Below are 18940 nucleotides of genomic sequence, written 5' to 3'. Positions count from 1 at the left end.
TACAATTCTTTTAAACATAATAAGAGCACCCTTAAGGATGCTCTTATTTATTTCACTTCGCTGTCTTTTAATAATTTATAATTGAAACTGTCTGCCAATGCCAGCCAGCTGGCTTCGATAACGTCGTTGGATACGCCGATTGTCGTCCAGTTGTTGACCCCGTCAGATGATTCTATAAGTACACGGACCTTTGCGCTGGTACCGTCTTTTCCATCAATGACACGCACTTTGTAGTCCACTAGATGCATGTCTTTTAAAGCCGGGAAGAACGCTTCCAAGGCTTTACGGAAAGAGTGGTCTAGTGCGTCTACCGGTCCGTAGCCGTCTGCTGCAGTATGGAAGATTTCCTCATCAACTTTGATCTTTATAGAGGCTTCCGAATATACAGGAAGCACTCCTCGTTTATTCGCCACCACATTAAAAGATTCCAAGGAAAATCTCGGCTGAAAATCGCCCATTTCTTTTTTTAACAACAGCTCAAAGGAAGCCTCTGCACCTTCAAACTGATAGCCTTCATATTCCAGCTGTTTGATTTTTGAAATAAAGTTCCGTTGAACACCCCGATCTTCGGAGAATTCCACATTCATTTCCTTCACCCGATACTGAAGATTGCTTGCACCGCTTAGCTCGGATACAAGTACTCTTCTTGAATTCCCCACTACTTCAGGGTCTATATGTTCATAGGTTTTCGAATTCTTAAGGACTGCACTTACATGAATCCCTGCCTTATGGGCAAAGGCGCTGTTTCCTACAAAGGCTTGATTGTTTGGAAGACTTAGGTTTGCCGTTTCATTGACAAATCTCGCTGCCTCGGTTAAATGTTCCAGCCCGTTTCCATTTAAACAGTCGAAACCCATTTTGATCTGAAGATTTGGAATGATGGATGTAATATTTGCGTTTCCGCATCGTTCCCCTAAACCGTTCATTGTACCTTGAACCTGCCTTGCTCCGGCACGCACTGCCATTAAAGAATTGGCAACGGCTACTTCAGAATCGTTGTGGCAGTGGATTCCTACTGGAATATTCATCGCATCCACGACTTCTTTTACGATATCGTAGACCTCGTATGGAAGTGTTCCCCCGTTTGTATCGCAGAGAATCACCGTTTCAGCTCCGGCTTTTTCAGCGGTCTTTAACGCTTTTAACGCATAGTCTTTGTTTTCTTTGAAACCGTCGAAAAAATGCTCCGCATCAAAAAACACATGGATACCGTTTCCTTTCAAGAAATGAATACTGGATTCGATCATCTCCAGGTTTTCCTCTAAACTCACTTTTAAGGCTTCCTTTACATGAAAATCCCAGGATTTTCCGAAAATCGTAACGTATTCTACTTCGGACTTCACAAATTTATTAAGGCTGACATCTTCTTCCGCTTTGATTCCTGCACGTCTCGTACTTCCGAACGCAACAACTTTAGCAAACTGTAAAGGGATATCTTTGATATCCCTAAAATAGTCCATATCTTTAGGATTGGATCCTGGCCATCCCCCTTCGATAAAATCAACTCCGAGCTGGTCCAGTTTTTTTGTAATATTGATCTTGTCCTGTACAGAAAGGCTGACACCTTCTCCCTGAGTTCCATCTCGAAGGGTTGTATCGTATATTATGACCTTCTCCATAATTCCTCCTATAAAGCTTTAACGACTTCGTCTCCCATTTGAGAAGTAGTAACTAAAGTTTTTCCTTCTTCCATAATATCAGGAGTTCTAAATCCTGCTGCTAATACTTTTTTAATCGCATCTTCGATCATCTTTGCAGCTTCTCTGTCCTTTAATGAGTACTGGAATAACATAGAAGCAGAAAGGATTGTTGCTAACGGATTGGCTTTTCCTTGTCCTGCAATATCAGGTGCCGATCCGTGAGATGGTTCATACAACGCTACGTCTCCACCGACACTTGCTGAAGCAAGCATTCCGATAGAACCTGTCATAACAGAAGCTTGGTCTGTTAAGATATCTCCGAACATATTCTCTGTTAAGATGATGTCGAAAGATGTCGGTCTTAAGATCAGCTGCATTGCAGCATTATCTACATATAGATGATCTAGTTCTACATCTGAATACTCTTTTTCATGAAGAGCTTTTACAGTTTCTCTCCATAAACGTGAAGATTCTAGTACATTTGCTTTATCAACAGATGTTACTTTGTTTCTTCTAGTACGTGCTGTTTCGAATGCAAGTCTTGCAATTCTTTCCACTTCGTATACATAGTACTTGTCTTCGTCTAAAGCATATTTTCCGTTTTCATCTTCTCCGCGTTCTTTTTTACCGAAGTAGATTCCTCCAGTAAGCTCACGGAATGTAACTAGGTCAGTACCTTGAACAACTTCTTTTTTAAGAGTAGATGCATCTGCTAGTTCGTCATATACAAAAGCTGGACGGATATTTCCGTAAAGAGCTAGTTTTTTACGAAGTGGAAGCAAAGCCCCTACTTCCGGTCTTTTCGCTACTGGAAGATCATCCCATTTTGGTCCGCCGACTGCTCCTAAAAGAACAGCATTGCTTCTTTCGCAAAGATCTACTGTCTCTTGAGGAAGAGGCTCTCCTGTTTCATCGATGGCAGCTCCTCCGATGAATCCTTCTTCATAATTAAATTTATATCCTAACTTTTCCCCAACTGCGTCCATAACTTTAATCGCTTCTGGTACAATTTCAGGGCCGATTCCGTCCCCTGGTAATACTGCTATATTATATTCTTTCATTAAAAGCCCCTCTTACATTTTGTTCTTTTTAATATAATTCATTAAGCCGCCCGCTTGGATTAATTCCTGCATAAAATCAGGGAACGGCACTGCTTGATATGTTTTTCCTGTTGTTTTATTTGTAATAACACCAGTATCTGTATCCACTTCTACTTCGTCTCCAGCTTTGATATCATCAGATGCTTCTTTTGATTCGAAGATTGGAAGACCGATGTTTAAAGAGTTTCTATAAAAGATTCTTGCGAAAGATTCTGCGATTACACAAGATAACCCTGCCACTTTAATCGCGATAGGAGCATGCTCACGGCTGGATCCGCAGCCGAAGTTCTTTCCAGCTACTAAAATATCTCCGTCAGAAATCTTCTTGCTGAAACCTGCTTCCGCATCTTCCATTACATATTCTGCCAACTCTTTTGGGTCGGATGTATTTAAATAACGAGCCGGGATGATCGCATCCGTATCGATATCATCTCCGAAAGTCCATACTTTTCCTTCTAATTTCATTATAAAACCTCCTCTGGTGAACCGATTCTTCCTAAAACTGCTGAAGCTGCTGCTACGGCAGGACTTGCTAAATAAACTTCACTGCCTGCTGCACCCATTCTTCCTACAAAGTTTCTGTTTGTAGTAGATAAAGCTCTTTCCCCTTCAGCAAGGATTCCCATATGTCCGCCTAGACAAGGTCCGCATGTAGGAGTGGAAACTGCACTGCCTGCTTCTACGAAAATCTTAAATAGACCTTCTTCCATCGCTTGAAGATAAACTTCTTGAGTTCCAGGGAAGATTAATAGACGAACGCCATCAGCAACTTTTTTGCCTTTAAGAATAGAGGCTGCAATTCTCATATCTTCGATACGTCCGTTTGTACAAGATCCGATTACAACTTGATTTAAAGTAATGTCTTTCGCTTCGCTGACACCTTTTGTGTTTTCTGGTAAATGAGGGAAGGCTACTTGAGGTTCTAAGTTTGTTACATCCCATTCGTAAACTTTTGCATATTCTGCATCTTCATCGCTTTTATAGACTTTATAAGGTCTGCGAGTTCTGCCTTCTACATAATCGATGGTTGTTTGGTCTGGTGCAATTAAACCTGCTTTTGCTCCAGCTTCGATCGCCATATTGCTCATTGTAAAACGACCGTCCATAGAAAGTTCATCGATGGCTTCCCCAGTGAATTCCATCGCCATGTAACGAGCACCGTCTACACCGATTTGTCCGATAGTGTAAAGAATCAAGTCTTTACCGCTTACCCATTTTGGAAGCTTTCCATTATATACAAATTTAATTGTTTCTGGAACTTTAAACCAAGCTTCTCCAGTAATCATACCGGCTGCCATATCTGTACTTCCAACACCAGTAGCAAAAGCGCCTAATGCACCATAAGTACAAGTGTGGCTGTCCGCTCCAATAATCAAATCTCCAGGGCCTACAATTCCTTGTTCTGGTAAAAGAACATGCTCGATACCCATTTTACCTACTTCAAAGAAGTTCTCGATTTCATATTTTTTCGCAAATTTACGAACTTTATTTACCTGCTCTGCAGATTTTATATCTTTATTTGGTGCAAAGTGATCCGGCACCAAGCAAATTCTTGATTTATCAAAAACTTTATCCGCACCTACTTTTTCAAACTCATTAATTGCAACAGGTGCTGTAATATCATTCGCTAAAACAATATCAAGCTTTGCATTGATCAATTGACCCGGTACGACCTTATCTAAACCGGCATGATCCGCTAAGATCTTTTCACTAATCGTCATTCCCATAATTATATCCTCCTAAAATTAATTCACATTAACTAGTATTCTACTACATTTTATAGATCTTTGAAAGCTTTTTATAGGCTAATAACACAAAAAAATGAATAATAAAACCAAGACGAAAAAGGATGAAAACCCTTTCTTTGTTTTACAAGTTTAAAACTTACCCTATTTCAAGGATTATTCAGAATGCAACTTTTTCCGTTTACGGTTGGAATAATGTATATTTATACTATACTTTATCAATATATCAAACTAAAATCCGATAAATGCAAGATTCTTAAAAACTTTTATCTTTTCTAACTGGATATATTTTCAATACCATTTCACCGCAATACACCATTTTCATAAAACAGTTCCTTTAAGAATTCCTCATAACACCCCAGCCTATCTCTTTTTCTAGAACACGAAAAAAATATCCTGCACCTATTCTCCATAAAAAAAGAGAAAGTGAAAAAACACTTTCTCTTATAAATCATTCCAGAAAACACTTACCTATGTCTTGACACAAAGTACTTACCCATGTCGTGATCAGACCGCGTTGCGATTCGTCCTCATATCCTCCCCCAGACCCCTCCTTTTACACCCACAACGCTTAGAAACAGAGGAGCGTCTAACGACGCCTTTATATATGAAGAAAATGCTCCGCATTTTCCACCTTCCCTATTTCCTAACCCCTATAACCTATCTCCTATCTTTCCCCTATCTTTACCTGGCCGCCGCAGGCGTGCCGCCTAATGCCTAGGTCCCGCAAGGGATCCTGCCTGGGCCCATCAGCAATCCCGCCTTATCTCTCCTTCAAGCTTCTAAAAAACTTTCTTAGCAGAACAACCGCTATAATACTTAAAACAAACTCTGCCACGAACTGCGCAAAAGAAAGTCCGAAAGGAGGAAACAATATATTTAGAATAATAATAAAAGGAATCTCAAAGATAATTTTTCTTAAAATAGCAAAAACCAACGCTTTTCTTCCGTCTCCTACAGATTGAAATACAGAAACAGCCATAAAATCAACAATCATAAAGGGAAGAGCCAGCATTAATCCTCTTAAAAAACCTTCCCCGTAGCTTATTACATTCGGATTTTCCATAAAGAATCCGACCATAGGCCGTGCTGCTAATACAGAGACCGCTGTGACTGCAACCATAGCGATGATCACCCTTTTTGTTACGAAAAGAATGCTGTCTTTCATCCTATCATACCGTCCATTTGCAAAAGTATAGCTTATTAAAGGCATCACCCCTTGGGTTGCGCCGAGAGCTACTTGAATCGGAACCAGCTGAAGCTTAAGCGCTATTCCCATCGCAGCAACTGCATCCGGGCCGTATCCCGCAGTAAAATTATTAAGAATGGTCATACCTGTTACATTAAGGAGATTTTGTACCGATGCAGGTACTCCCACATTTGCGATCTCCCCTAGAATATAAGGACTTAACGTAAAATCCTTCGGCTGAATAGATACAAAAGTCTTCCCTCTTTTGCGCCAAACATAAAAGAAGAAATAAAGACAAGTAACACAGTTGGAAAGGAATGTTGCAAGCCCTGCACCAGCCGCTCCCATATTAAATCCCCATGGCAATATAAAAATCGGATCTAGCACGATATTTAATAAAGCTCCGCTCATTGTTCCGATACTTGCAGATAACGCCTCCCCTTCGGAACGGACAAGATAAGAAAAAACCACATTTAATATAGAAGGAGCCGCCCCTGCTGCTACTGCCCAGTCCATATAAGCCTTTGTAGAACCTAACGTCTCTCCCGATGCCCCTAATATCTTCAGCAAAAAGGGATAGAAAACGAGACATAGCACAGATAATAATATACCGCTGGCGACAGAACCATAAAAACCGACTGCCGAACTTTGACGGACCTCATCATATCTTTTTCTACCTAACGCCCGGCTCATGGCACTGGATGTCCCTACACCAAAAAGGTTGCTTACTGCAAAAAAAGCTAAAAGTGCAGGACCTGCTAAAGTAACCCCCGCAGTTTGGATCGGATCATTTAATAAGCCTACGAAATAAGTATCCGCCATGTTGTAAATAACCATTACTAAAGAACTGATAATCGTAGGAACTGCTAGTTTTGAAACAGCCTTTTTTATCGGCGCTTCTTCAAATAAATAGGCATTTGTATTCTCTTTGCTCATGATATCTTTTCTTTCATCATATTTTTTATCATGCGATGATAAAGTCTTTTAAACTCTTCTATCTCCTCTTCGCTGAAATCGGAGAATAAATTTTCAAAAAACTTCGTCTGCTTTTTCTTCCCGTACACTGTAACAGTTTTTCCTTCCTCTAATATTTCTAGATGATACACCCTGAGATTATTCGGGTCTTTTTCTTTTTTTAAAAATCCCTTCTCTATAAGTCCCTTTATAGTCATAGAAACATGGGATTTTGCAATCTTTCGAACCTCGACAATCTCCTGAGCGCTTTTATACTGGGGATTATTTTCTAAAAACAATAAAATATCCACTTCAGCTCCTGTTAAACAAAAAGCATTCATGATATCTTTTCGTACAAGATCATATTCCTTTTCTAATAAATCACAAAAATTAATTAATGAAAACATCCTTCCTCCTATAGTTCGTTTTTGAACTATTATATTATAACTCTTTATCAAATATTTCCAATAGTTTGTATGAAGTTTATTTTTAAAAAAAGACCCTATCATTATTCGATAGAATCTTTTAGTTATACAAAAGAATCTGAGATAAAAATCTTTCGATTTTCACCTCGCATGTTGTGGCTTACTCTTCACCAACACTATTTGTTAAAAGCCAATATTACTATTTTTAAATTTATATCCTAATAAGTTGTTAAAATGTAAAGTTCAATATTTCTACTTTTTTCTTTTTCGTAAATAAAGTATTATCAAAAGCAACACAATATCTATCAGAAGTATAATAATTCTCATATTTTCAGAGAATATTCATAAAAGATGAAGAAAATACTATAATAAAAAACAACACCAGTAAGATTACAGAATTATTTTTCATGACAATTCCTTTCTAATCCGCTAATTCCTGCTGTGTCATTCTAGCATCTGCACGTCTACCGCGGATTTTTGTTTCAAATGTATATTTATCCTTTTTAGCCATCTATTCTCCTTCTCTTTTACCAAATAATTAAATTCTAACAAAATGTAAGATTTAATTATTATTTTAACATATTTTTATTTTTCCATCAAAAAAGACCCTAGAGTTTTCTAAGGTCTTTTTTCTCATATTCTATTTTTCTTCGTTCTGATCTTGGTCTTCTTGTTTTTCTTCTTCCTTATAGCCTTTGTTCATTTTTCTTCGAACAGCTTCTTTATTTACGTCCACAACTTCGCCGCTGTCCATAATGATTTTGATAGAATATTCTGTGATAAAGGCTGCTCCCAGTCCTATAATCGCTGCTACCGGTGCGATCACAAGTCCGATGGTGCTGACGGTTAAGGAAAGGCTTAAGATGGTTTTCCCGTCTTTTTCAATCACAAGATTCGATGCATTTCCTTTTTCCCAGATTTCTTGGATCGTATCGATAATATCTTGTGCAAAGGCTCCGATGGGGTTTTGTTTATGTCTTTTATCATACTGCTCTTCCCAGTTCTCACCGCCTTCACTATACTGGCTGTCGTTTACAGTAGATTCGTCGCTTATTTTCTTTGTTTGGTTGGATTCGATAAAGTTGATTGCTTTTTCTACATCTCCGTCGGAAATAATTAGGGCTGTTCTAACAGCTCCATATTCTGCTCCGGTTTGTTCGATTACATAATCGATTTTTTCAATATTTATCATTTTTTATCTCCTTGTTGTTGTTTCATCTTTTTCTCTTTACTATATTATACCCAGTATTGAGTAAACTACAACTCCAGTTCGGAAATTTTTCCTTTTAAATCCATTTTTCTTTCTTCTAGAAGAAGCTCTTTATTGTATTTGAAATATTCTTCAGATCCATAACGGCTGATATAGTAGGAACAGTGAGATCTCACAGTAAGTTCTGTTACAAAAAGCACCATCTCTTGATCCCCGTCATAAGCCTGTTCAATAAAACGGAAGGCTTCTTGGAGAGAAGTATTCGTATGGGCTATAAGCTCTTTTAATTCTGCTACCTTTTCCATATATGCTTTTTGAATCACACTGAAATCCTGTTCTTCTAAGATAGATCCCGTTAAGAAATTCAAGGCAAATTCTTTTGCATAGAGTTCCTCGTTGTTTAAGCTTCCAGCAGTTTTTTTCTGTTCAAAGTCTTCTTCGTACGCTCTTTTTTCTTCTTGGATTTTTGTTTGAAGTTCTTTTCCTTCATATCCCTTTGCCTGTTTAAGAAGAGCACGGAGTTCTTGAATGCCTCTGTCGAAAAAATTTACTTTACGAATTTTCGCGGTGATCTCGTCTAAAAGCATTCCAACAACTGCAAGCCGTTCGTCAAAGGAGCTTTCCTTCGCTTTCTCCATAAGGGATTCGGAGACTTCTCCTGAAAAAATGGATTCGATCTGATATTCTTTTTTGTAACGGTTGAAGAGTTCATAGTAGGTAGCGAATTCTCTTGCAATTTTCGAGTTCTGCAGATATTGATACACCAAATCATAGTCAATCTGTATATCGTGAAGCTCGTAGAGTCTCATCATATCCGACAGATCTTCCCATCCTCTAGGGGTTACAAAGCTTTTACCATCGATAGAAGTCGTAACAGAATAGAAAAACTCCGGCTTTTGATCTAAAAAGTTCAGGATAGAAGAATGAAGATTTCTGTTCACAGCATAGGATCTCCAGACTTGATAATCCGGTTCTACATCAATCCGCTTTAAACGGTCTAAGGTTACGATATCCATTTCATGAACGTTTTTATTATATTCAGGAGGATTTCCGGCGGTTACTACGATCCACCCTTCTGGAACTCTATGCTTGCCGAATATTTTATACTGAAGAAACTGGAGCATCGCTGGAGACAAGGTTTCGGATACGCAGTTGATTTCGTCTAGAAAGAGAATTCCTTCTTTGTTTCCTGTTTTTTCTATGGTGTCATAGACAGAAGCGATAATTTCACTCATGGTATATTCAGATATTCTGTATTCTTTCCCATCGTAGATCTTTTCTGTGATGAAAGGAAGACCTAACGCGGACTGTCTTGTGTGATGGGTTATAGAATAAGAAACGAGGCTTACCTTCATGCTTCTGGCGATCTGTTCCATAATGGCAGTTTTTCCGATTCCCGGAGGTCCAATCAAAAACACAGGACGCTGCTTTTGTACAGGGATAAGATAGTTGCCGAATTCGTCTTTTGAAAAATAAGCAATCATCGCGTTTTTAATTTGTTTTTTAGCTTCTTTTATATTCATAACTCTCTCCTAAATCATAACGTTTTAAAACTAAGGTCATCGCCCAGATGGGAGGTTCAAACCCGATGGGATATTCGTCTAAAAAGATAAATGCGGAGTTATAATCCGGTCTTTTCTCTGGATATTTCCCATGTCCGTCTGTAAAATAGAGCATTCCTTTTAGATTAAAAAATACTCCTTCTTGTATCTTTTCGTCGATATAATCGAAAACAGGCCTAAAATCCGTTCCTCCAAAACCTATAAGGGTAAAATCTTCTAGATACGTTTCAAAATCTTTCGGAGACTTTATAATATCAACTTTTCGAATCTGGGAGTCGCATTGTACAATATGAATATTGACTTTAGAATAAAAGTTTTCATATTGGCTTAAAATATTATATGTTTTTTCTATAAAGGCCTGAACCAGTTCTCCTTTTACAGAACCTGAAGTGTCGATGGCTATCACAAACTCTCTGATCTTAGAAACTTCTTTATACTCAAGGGGATTGATCAAGGGAACATTCCCATAGAGATCCAGTCCGTAAGAATAATAGATATAGTCGAACTCTTCTTCATTTATTTTGATATCTTCTCCAGACACTGCAAACTTCTCTAGAAAACTTCTGTAATCGTAGTTTTCTTGATTCACCTGCTCCAGGTTTTGCATGAGCATAGTTATAGAAGGGTCTTCAGACTCTTTTAAGGATTGCATTTTAACTTTCGTCTGTTCGCTGATCCTCTCCCAGTTTTCCAAAAGTTCTTCTATATCCTCTGTCTTATACTCTTCATAGCTTTCGTATTTATCTTCGTCAGGGAGTTCTTCGTATTCTTCCGGATACCAAAAGGTATGAAGGTCTCGTTTAAAGATCTTTTCGATAATTTCGACTTCTTCCTCTTTTAATTCTTCTAGATGATAATAGAGTTTTTCTGCAGTCAAAACCCCCAGCTTTTCTTTAAATTCCTGAATAAAAGGTTCCTGTTTAAAGCTTCGGAGTCCTCTATAGCTTTCTCTCTTCGTCAACTCATAAAGGATAGCCTCTACTGTAATATCGCAGGCGGTGTTCCACCTTAAGGGATCTGCTTCTTTTCTTGGAAAAGGATGATAGTAGATACAGTGGAGGATAATGTGGAGATAATCTCTGTAAAGCTCTTCCAGCTGGCGATCGTATTTTTTTAAAATATTCTCTGCATTATAATAGATACCCTTGCCATCTGTCATCAGCTCCTGAACATCTAGAGGAATCGGAGTCAGGCTGAAAAGCGCTTTATCGAAATAACGGTATTTTAATAAAAGTCCGTTTCTCATCTGTTTCCAGACTTCCCGGCTTATCCTTTCAATTTTTCTTTGTTGTTCATCCATAATTTCTCCTAGAGTTCATAGTCCTCTTCTACAGTGGCATAATTGTTTTTAATATAATTTAATAAAAAAGCAATCATCTTCGGTGAATTTCTGCTTCTTGTATAATCAAGCATTGTCTCGATTTGATCTTTGGATAAAGATTTTATCTCGAGAAGAATTTCTAATCCCCGGCTGTTTTCCCAGTTGATCACTCTTTTGTAGATATTCTTAAAATTCCGGTCGATAAAACGTCGATACTGCTCTTCTCCTTTAGGGTTGATGCTGCAGGGAGATTCCAGTCTAGATAAGGCTACTTGTATCATTTCGTCCCAGTCCCTTACAATGGGAAAAAGACTGTCATAGACTTCAAAATCTACCACTTCTCCTTCTCCATCATAATAGATGCAGTTTAAATAACGGTTTAAATCATCATAGACCATATCCAGTGTAGGAAGAAAAAGAGTAATCATAGAGCAGACCCTTTCGTCTTTCAATTCGATAATAAGACGTTTCAGCTCTTTGCACTGTATAAAGGCGTCTTTTTCTATTTTTATAATCTCCCGATGAAGAAACACTTCTTCTACAGAAGATTCTGCAAAAGCTCCTTCTTTAATAATGGCTGCATAGGAAGGCAGATAATAACTTTCTTCTTTCCCGAAATAAAGATATAATGCGATTCCCTCTTTTTCCCTAGCGTATAATGCTCCTTGTTCTACGCAGAAGCGTGGGTTCTCTGGATCTACATAGACTTTATCCAGAAACCGTCCCCCTTCCGGGTTTCTTCTTGTAGATAGTGCATTTTTACCTAAGATCTTCAAGGAAGCAGGGATGTTTATTTCTTTTATTTTTGTCTGATAAAAGGCATAATTCCCTATCTTTTCTACAGTATCCGGTATGCCCGCTTTTTCCAAATTACTATAATAAAATGTATAATTTCCTATTTCTTTGAGTCCCTCGGGAAGGGCAGTTTCTATGAGTTCAGCATGATAAGAAAATATATCATCGGATAAAAAAGCTGTTTTTTCAGGAATTTTGTATTTCGATGGAATGTTTTTTACAAGAAGCAGCAGCCTGTTTCCTGCCTTTTCTCTATAAAAAAGAGCGCTATTGTCTATATAATAATAGGGGTTATTCGAATCTACTGAAAAATCTTCTACCCCTCTTGTATCGATTTCATTTTTACGTATAGTGAAGGCATTTATCCCGATTTTCGCCACATTCTTTGGAACTTTTACTTTCGTTAAACCGGAATCGAAAAAACTTTCATCTCCGATCACCCGAAGGCTGTCAGGAAGTTCTGCAGATTTTAGATTACGGCAGAATTTAAAAGCGGCTTTCCCGATCTTTTCTAGCTTTTTCGGAAAGCAGATCTTTGTGATCTCTGTAGAAAAAAATGCGTAATCATCAATAATCTTTAAACTTTCCGGAAGTTCTATTTCTTTAATTTCAGTAGAGTTCTCAAAGGCATGCTCGCCGATTCTTTCTACACCTTCTTTTATTTTATACGCAGAACATTTCACAAGCAAAGAAAGAAGCTTGTCTCCTTTTTTCGAATAAATCCCCTTTCCGTCGCTTATAAAATACGGGTTATCTTTATCCACAGAAACTTCCTGCAGGCAGCTGCCGTTGAAAGCTCTATTTTTTATTTCCTTTACATTTTTACCGATCATTATCTTCACAGGACAAGAATGGATAAAAAGCATGCCGGGAATATGGGTGAGCTTGTCTGGTATATTCACAATGGATAGATTTCTGCATCCAAAAAAGACATTCTCCGGAAGAGAAGACAAATTTTCAGAAAGATGTATTTCTTTTAAGTTTCTGCAGTTTTTAAAAGCTGCCTCTTCCACTTCTGTTACAGAATCCGGCATCCATATCTTTTCAAGAAATAGATTACCTTCAAAGGCTCCTGCTCCGATCTTTGCAAGCTTCCGGTTCCTAGAAGTTTTCGGCAGATTAAGTACAGATTCTTCTCCCTTATAAGAAATAAGAGTGCAGTTTCTTTCCCCTGTAAATAAAAATCCATTCTCTTCCCAAGTATCCATATCCTTCACCTCTATAGTAATAGTAACATATATTTATAACGGGTTTTGTAACATTTGAACTCTGTTCTTACAGATAAAGCTGTTAAAAGATTAAGCGTTTTTTAAGTGTGGAGTGTGATAGAGGGGAGGAAAATAAATAAAGCATTTATTATCTGCTTTAGTGTAAAAGGCAGGATCTTTCTGACGGTAGGTCCGTTAGAAAGCATCCGCTTTAACGATCCCAACTGACTACATGCTTCCTTAATATAATAAAAGGAAAGTGGATCTTTCCCACTTTCCTATTGCAACTTCACTCTAGCGCTCTACCTTTTACGAAAGTCTTTCTTTAAAGTCCTCGTATCCAAATTCTTTCACCTTTTCCAGTTCGCCGGTTTCTCTTTTGTAATATATTGAAGGAAGGGGCATTCCGTTGAAGGTGTTGTTTTTTACCATGGTATAAATCGCCATGTCTTGAAAGCTCAAGATATCTCCTGATTTTAGTTCCTTATCAAAGGAGTATTCCCCGATGATGTCTCCTGCAAGGCAAGTCGGTCCGCCGAAACGATAGCTGTACTTTTTCTCCCCTAAAACTCCCGAGTCTTTCAATGGAGGTCTGTAGGGCATCTCCAGTACATCTGGCATATGACAGGCGGCAGAGGTATCGAGAATTCCGATCTTCGGTTCTCCGTCGATAATATCTAGAACCGTTGTTTCCAACGTTCCAGCATTTAATGCAACAGCCTCTCCCGGTTCCAAATAGACTTCCAGTCCGTATTCTTTTAAATGAAAGATCAGCTCTTTTAACAGGTCCCGATTATAATCTTCTCTTGTAATATGATGGCCGCCTCCTAGATTAATCCACTTTAAATGATGGAAATACTTTCCGATTTTCTCTTCCACTACCTTTAAAGTATCCCTTAAAGGTTCCGAACCTTGCTCGCAGAGGGTGTGAAAATGAATCCCGTCCACTCTTTTTAATATTTCTTCCTCTATCTGTGAAATAGGAATACCAAGCCTTGATCCTTTCGCACATGGGTCATAGATCGCAGGGCCTTCTTGGGTGGAAAACTCGGGATTGATTCGGATTCCAAAGCTTTTGCCTGCTTTCTTTGTTTCTTCTTCGAATTTTTCCAGCTGAGATAAAGAATTGAAAATAATATGGTCGGAATATTTTAAAATATCTGGAAACTCTTCTTCTTGAAAGGCAGGAGCAAAGGTATGGTTTTCTTTGCCCATTTCTTCATAGCCAAGCCTTGCTTCATATAATCCGCTGGAGGCTGTTCCAGAGATATATTCGCCGACAAGCGGATAAAGACTATACATAGAAAAAGCCTTTTGTGCCAGAAGAATATGGCAGCCAGTGGTGTCCATAATTTCTTTTAATATTTCTAAATTTTTACGCAGCAAAGACTCCTCTACTATATAGCAGGGAGTCTTTCTTTTAGTTGTTTTCATTAATCCACTAGCTCCGGATTTTCTTCTATCTGCCATGGAAGTCCCCATTTGTTTAGTGCGTCCATAAAAGGATCCGGATCGAATTCTTCTACGGTATAGACTCCGGGTGTTTCCCATTGTCCATTCATCACAAGCATCGTTCCGATCATAGCCGGAACTCCTGTTGTGTAGGATACTGCTTGAGATCCTACTTCCGCATAAGCTTCTTGATGATCGCAGACATTATAAATATAAAGAGTTTTTTCTTCACCGTCTTTTACCCCCTGAAAGATACATCCGATATTTGTTTTGCCAACAGTTCTCGGTCCTAAAGAAGAAGGATCCGGAAGTACAGCCGTCAAAAATTGAAGCGGAATAATTTCTTTTCCTTCAAACATAATCGGTTCGATGGAAGTCATCCCTACATTTTCTAAACATTTTAAATGTGTTAAATAGCTTTCTCCAAAGGTCATAAAGAAACGGATTCTCTTAATTCCCGGCACATGAAGACCTAGAGATTCCAACTCTTCATGATGAAGGAGATACATACCTTTTTCTCCTATTTCAGGGAAATTATATTTTCTTTTGATTTCTAAAGGTTCTGTTTCTACCCATTCTCCATTTTCCCAGTAAGAACCCTTCGCAGAGACTTCTCGGATATTGATTTCAGGATTGAAATTTGTAGCAAAAGGATAACCGTGGTCGCCTGCGTTGCAGTCTAATATATCAATATAATGTATTTCATCAAAATAATGTTTTAAAGCATAAGCTGTAAATACAGAAGTAACCCCCGGATCAAATCCGCTTCCTAACAGTCCTGTTATACCAGCTTCTTTATAGCGGTCCATATAATCCCATTGCCATTTATATTCGAATTTTGCTGTATCTTCCGGCTCATAGTTTGCCGTATCGATATAGTGGGTTTTTGTTTCCAGACAAGCGTCCATTATCGTCAAGTCTTGATACGGAAGAGCAAGGTTAAGAACCGCCTCCGGTTTTACTTTCTCGATTAGAGAAACAAGCTCCTCTACATTGTCTGCATCAACCTCTTCTGTCGTAATAACAGTTTTTGTTTTCCCTTCAAGCTTTTCTTTAATTGCATCCGCTTTCGCCTTTGTTCTTGTGGCTATACATACTTCTGTGAAAAACTCGTCATTTTGACAGATTTTATGAATTGCTACGCTAGCTACTCCGCCGGCGCCGATTACTAATACTTTTCCCATATTTCACTCCTTAACAACTTATGCTTAATATTATTTCTCTTAATAGTTTCCCTGCTACCATTGTGGACATATCGGAAGGGTCGATGGCAGGAGCTAATTCTACCATGTCGCATCCTACTAGATTTGATCTTCCGGTCACTTCCCGCACTTCCCTTAAAAGTTCCACATATCCTACTCCCCCTGCTTCCGGGGTTCCTGTTCCCGGCAGTACAGAAGGATCTAGGATATCCAAGTCAATCGTCAAATAGATCGGATATCCGCGGAGGTTCTCTACTATTTCGATTAAATCTTGGAAATTAAATAGTTTTAATTCAGTGTGTCCCTTAGACCACTCGAATTCTTCTCTGTCTCCTGAGCGGATTCCAAACTGGTATATTCGCCCATCTCCCAGCAGATCCCAACATCTTCTCATTACAGAAGCGTGAGACAGTTTTACTCCTAGATACTCATCTCTTAAATCCGCATGGGCATCGAAATGGATAATATGAAGATCAGGATGTTTTTTCGCTAAAGCACGTACGGCTCCCAGACTTACTAAATGTTCTCCCCCAAGGAGAAACGGAAACTTGTCATCAGCAATAATTTTTGTTATTGTATCTTCTATTTTTCGAAGGGTCTTCTCCGTATCTCCGATCGGAAGTTCTATATCCCCTGCATCGAAGATATTTTCTTCTGTCAAATCTCTATGAAGTCCTGGACTATATGTTTCCAGCCCTTCAGACAAACATCGCATCGCTTTCGGACCGAATCTTGCTCCTGGTCTAAAGGAAGTTGTAGAATCGAAGGGTGCTCCTACAATGACAATATCGGCTTCTTCGTAGGGTTTATCGCATCCGATAAACTTTTCATTATTATTCAACATCTTTCATAATCTCCTCTACATATTTTGGCAGATAAAAAGCTCCGAGGTGAAGCTTTGTGGTGTAATATTTCGTCTCTAATTTTCTTTCGTTCCATCGTTCTTCGTTTAGATCCTTTAATGGATGGTACGTTTTCGAAGCAAACCCAAACAGCCAGTGCCCGGATGGATACGTCGGTATGTGGGCTTGATAGATTCTCGCTATAGGGAAACTGTCTACAATCCGTTTATGAGCTCTTTTACAGGCTAAGGCGTCCTGAGGATAGAAAGGGCTTTCATGCTGATTTACCATAATACCGTCTTCTTTTAAGGCTTTATAGGAATTGCCGTAAAACTCTTTTGTAAAAAGACTTTCTCCCGGTCCGAAAGGATCCGTAGAGTCTACTATAATGAGATCATAGTAATCATCCTTTCTTCTTGTAAAGCGCAGTCCGTCTTCATAATAGATATGAACTCGAGGATCCTCCATTTTTAAGCTTGTCTGGGGAATATATTTTTTGCATACTTCTACTACCATCGGATCTATTTCTACTAAATCTATCCGTTCTATATTCTTATACCCTGATAACTCTCGGATAACTCCCCCATCCCCAGCCCCGATTACTAATACCTTTTTTACATCGGGATGAACGGCCATAGGAACATGTACCATCATTTCGTGATAAATAAATTCATCTTTTTCTGTAAACATTAAAAACCCGTCTAATACAAGAACTTTCCCTAAATCATAGGATTCGAAAACGTCGATTCTTTGAAAATCGCTTTGGCCTGAGTATAGCTGTTTGTCAATTCGAATCGATAATTTTACATTGTCTGTATGCATCTCAGAAAACCATAAATCCATCTTTATCACTCCCTTCTAGCACATTCAGTCTTTCAATATTGATATCTTCCGGTCCCGTTATTTGAGATCCTTTTTCTTTTGCATATTTTATATAATCGAGTATCTCTCGTGTGATAACTTCACCAGGGGCTAAAATCGGAATACCTGGAGGATAGCACATAACAAACTCGCTGCAGATTCTGCCTTCCGTTTCTTCGATAGGCAGAGAAATCTTTGGAGCATAGAAGGCGAACTGAGGTGTTTTTAAAACTGTTGGCTCTACATTCTCATGATAGTGGTGAATCTCTTCTTTTTTCGTAAAATTCCTTTTCACCTCTGCTAAAGCAGCCACCAGCCGTTCCACGTCCCGATTCCGGTCGCCTATGGCGATATAGGCTAAAATATTTCCCATATCTCCGAACTCGATTTGGATGTCGTATTCATCTCTTAAAAGATCATAGACCTCGATGCCTGTCAGTCCGATACCCTTGGTATTAATCGTCAGCTTCGTCTGATCGTAATCGTAGATGCTGGAGCCGTTTATAAGTTCATTTGAAAAGGCATAATATCCTCCGATATGGGCTATCTCTTCTCTGGCATAGTCTGCAAGTTCTTTCACTTTCTGAAAGGCTCTCTTTCCGTCCAAGGCCAAATTTCTTCTAGACAGATCCAGACTGGATAAAAGAAGATAAGAGGCGCTTGTCGTTCGTGTAAGGTTTATAATCTGATGAATAAATCCAGAGCTTATGGTGTTTTTCGCTAACAAAAATGCAGACTGGGTAAGACTTCCTCCCGACTTATGCATACTGACAGCTGCCATATCGCAGCCTGCTTCCATGGCGCTTATAGGAAGATTTTCACCGAAATAAAAATGAGTCCCATGTGCTTCGTCGGCTAAGCAGTACATACCGTTTTTATGGGCAAGCTCTACAATCCCTTTTAGATCCGAACAAATTCCATAATAGGTCGGGTTATTTACAAGAACCGCTACTGCATCGGGGTGAGCTTCTATCGCCCTTTCTATTTGTTCTACTTTCATACCCAATGCAATCCCTAATCTCTCATCGATATCCGTATTAATATAAACAGGTCTTGCCCCGCAGAGAACAAGAGCGTTGATAACACTTCTGTGGACGTTTCTTGGAAGAATAATCTTGTCGCCGCTTTTGCATACTGTAAAGATCATACTCTGTATTGCTGAAGTGCCTCCCCCAACCATAAAATAAGCATGGTCTGCTCCGAAAGCTTCTGCTGCAAGCTCCGCTCCTTCTTTTATGACGGAAACAGGATGGCAGAGATTATCCAGCTGCTTCATAGAATTGACATCTATAGATACACATCGTTCTCCCAGAAAGTTTTTTAAGGCTTGGTTTCCCCGGCCTCGTTTATGCCCCGGTACGTCAAAGGGTACAATTCTTTCGTTTCTAAATTCTTCTAAAGCTTCGTAAATAGGCGCTCTATTCTGATCCATAT

The 18940-nt window shown here is 38.9% G+C and carries 15 protein-coding genes; all 15 read right to left on the bottom strand.

Annotated elements, in window-relative coordinates; genetic code table 11:
- Nucleotides 1-47: 47 nt before the first annotated feature.
- Nucleotides 48-1619 carry a citramalate synthase gene (gene cimA / locus ACTQ46_RS05735; RefSeq protein WP_441747965.1) on the bottom strand — a complete coding sequence of 524 codons (1572 nt, stop codon included), beginning with the start codon at nucleotides 1617-1619 and terminating at the stop codon, nucleotides 48-50.
- 8 nt (nucleotides 1620-1627) lie between these two features.
- Nucleotides 1628-2701 carry a 3-isopropylmalate dehydrogenase gene (gene leuB / locus ACTQ46_RS05730; protein WP_441747963.1) on the bottom strand — a complete coding sequence of 358 codons (1074 nt, stop codon included), beginning with the start codon at nucleotides 2699-2701 and terminating at the stop codon, nucleotides 1628-1630.
- Between the two features lie 12 nt (nucleotides 2702-2713).
- Entirely contained in the window at nucleotides 2714-3205 is a 492-nt protein-coding gene (leuD, locus tag ACTQ46_RS05725) for a 3-isopropylmalate dehydratase small subunit (protein ID WP_441747962.1), read from the bottom strand.
- Nucleotides 3205-4467 (bottom strand): 3-isopropylmalate dehydratase large subunit, encoded by a 1263-nt coding sequence (gene leuC / locus ACTQ46_RS05720; protein ID WP_441747961.1) that lies wholly within the window; start codon nucleotides 4465-4467, stop codon nucleotides 3205-3207. The genes leuD and leuC overlap by 1 nt, the downstream gene beginning before the upstream one ends.
- Nucleotides 4468-5248: 781 nt before the next feature.
- A complete protein-coding gene (locus ACTQ46_RS05715) occupies nucleotides 5249-6610 on the bottom strand; it encodes an MATE family efflux transporter (RefSeq protein WP_441747960.1) in 1362 nt (453 codons plus the stop codon).
- Nucleotides 6607-7035, bottom strand: a complete 429-nt coding sequence (locus tag ACTQ46_RS05710; RefSeq protein ID WP_441747959.1) for a MarR family winged helix-turn-helix transcriptional regulator — start codon at nucleotides 7033-7035, stop codon at nucleotides 6607-6609. Before ACTQ46_RS05710 ends, ACTQ46_RS05715 begins: the two co-directional genes overlap by 4 nt.
- A gap of 658 nt (nucleotides 7036-7693) precedes the next feature.
- Entirely contained in the window at nucleotides 7694-8245 is a 552-nt protein-coding gene (locus tag ACTQ46_RS05705) for a DUF4342 domain-containing protein (RefSeq protein WP_441747958.1), read from the bottom strand.
- A gap of 65 nt (nucleotides 8246-8310) precedes the next feature.
- A complete protein-coding gene (locus ACTQ46_RS05700) occupies nucleotides 8311-9786 on the bottom strand; it encodes an ATP-binding protein (protein WP_441747957.1) in 1476 nt (491 codons plus the stop codon).
- Nucleotides 9767-11125, bottom strand: coding sequence for a vWA domain-containing protein (locus ACTQ46_RS05695; RefSeq protein ID WP_441747956.1), 1359 nt, complete (start codon nucleotides 11123-11125; stop codon nucleotides 9767-9769). Before ACTQ46_RS05695 ends, ACTQ46_RS05700 begins: the two co-directional genes overlap by 20 nt.
- 8 nt (nucleotides 11126-11133) lie before the next feature.
- Entirely contained in the window at nucleotides 11134-13149 is a 2016-nt protein-coding gene (locus ACTQ46_RS05690; protein WP_441747955.1) for a leucine-rich repeat domain-containing protein, read from the bottom strand.
- A 309-nt stretch (nucleotides 13150-13458) separates the two neighbouring features.
- Nucleotides 13459-14619, bottom strand: coding sequence for a carboxynorspermidine decarboxylase (gene nspC / locus ACTQ46_RS05685; RefSeq protein ID WP_441747954.1), 1161 nt, complete (start codon nucleotides 14617-14619; stop codon nucleotides 13459-13461).
- A complete protein-coding gene (locus ACTQ46_RS05680) occupies nucleotides 14583-15785 on the bottom strand; it encodes a saccharopine dehydrogenase C-terminal domain-containing protein (protein ID WP_441747953.1) in 1203 nt (400 codons plus the stop codon). Before ACTQ46_RS05680 ends, nspC begins: the two co-directional genes overlap by 37 nt.
- Before the next feature lie 10 nt (nucleotides 15786-15795).
- The gene (gene speB / locus ACTQ46_RS05675; protein WP_441747952.1) at nucleotides 15796-16647 is read right to left on the bottom strand and encodes an agmatinase; all 852 of its coding nucleotides are present in this window, start codon (nucleotides 16645-16647) and stop codon (nucleotides 15796-15798) included.
- Nucleotides 16637-17488: a polyamine aminopropyltransferase gene (gene speE, locus ACTQ46_RS05670; RefSeq protein WP_441747951.1), complete on the bottom strand. Its 852-nt coding sequence runs from the start codon at nucleotides 17486-17488 to the stop codon at nucleotides 16637-16639. Before speE ends, speB begins: the two co-directional genes overlap by 11 nt.
- A complete protein-coding gene (locus ACTQ46_RS05665; protein ID WP_441747950.1) occupies nucleotides 17469-18938 on the bottom strand; it encodes an aminotransferase class I/II-fold pyridoxal phosphate-dependent enzyme in 1470 nt (489 codons plus the stop codon). Before ACTQ46_RS05665 ends, speE begins: the two co-directional genes overlap by 20 nt.
- Nucleotides 18939-18940: the final 2 nt, after the last annotated feature.

This window comes from Gallicola sp. Sow4_E12, from assembly GCF_052116305.1.
Classification (GTDB): Bacteria; Bacillota; Clostridia; order Tissierellales; family Peptoniphilaceae; genus JBQKLI01.
Note: the sequence above shows the minus strand (reverse complement) of the source record. Positions and strands in the feature narration are given on the sequence as shown.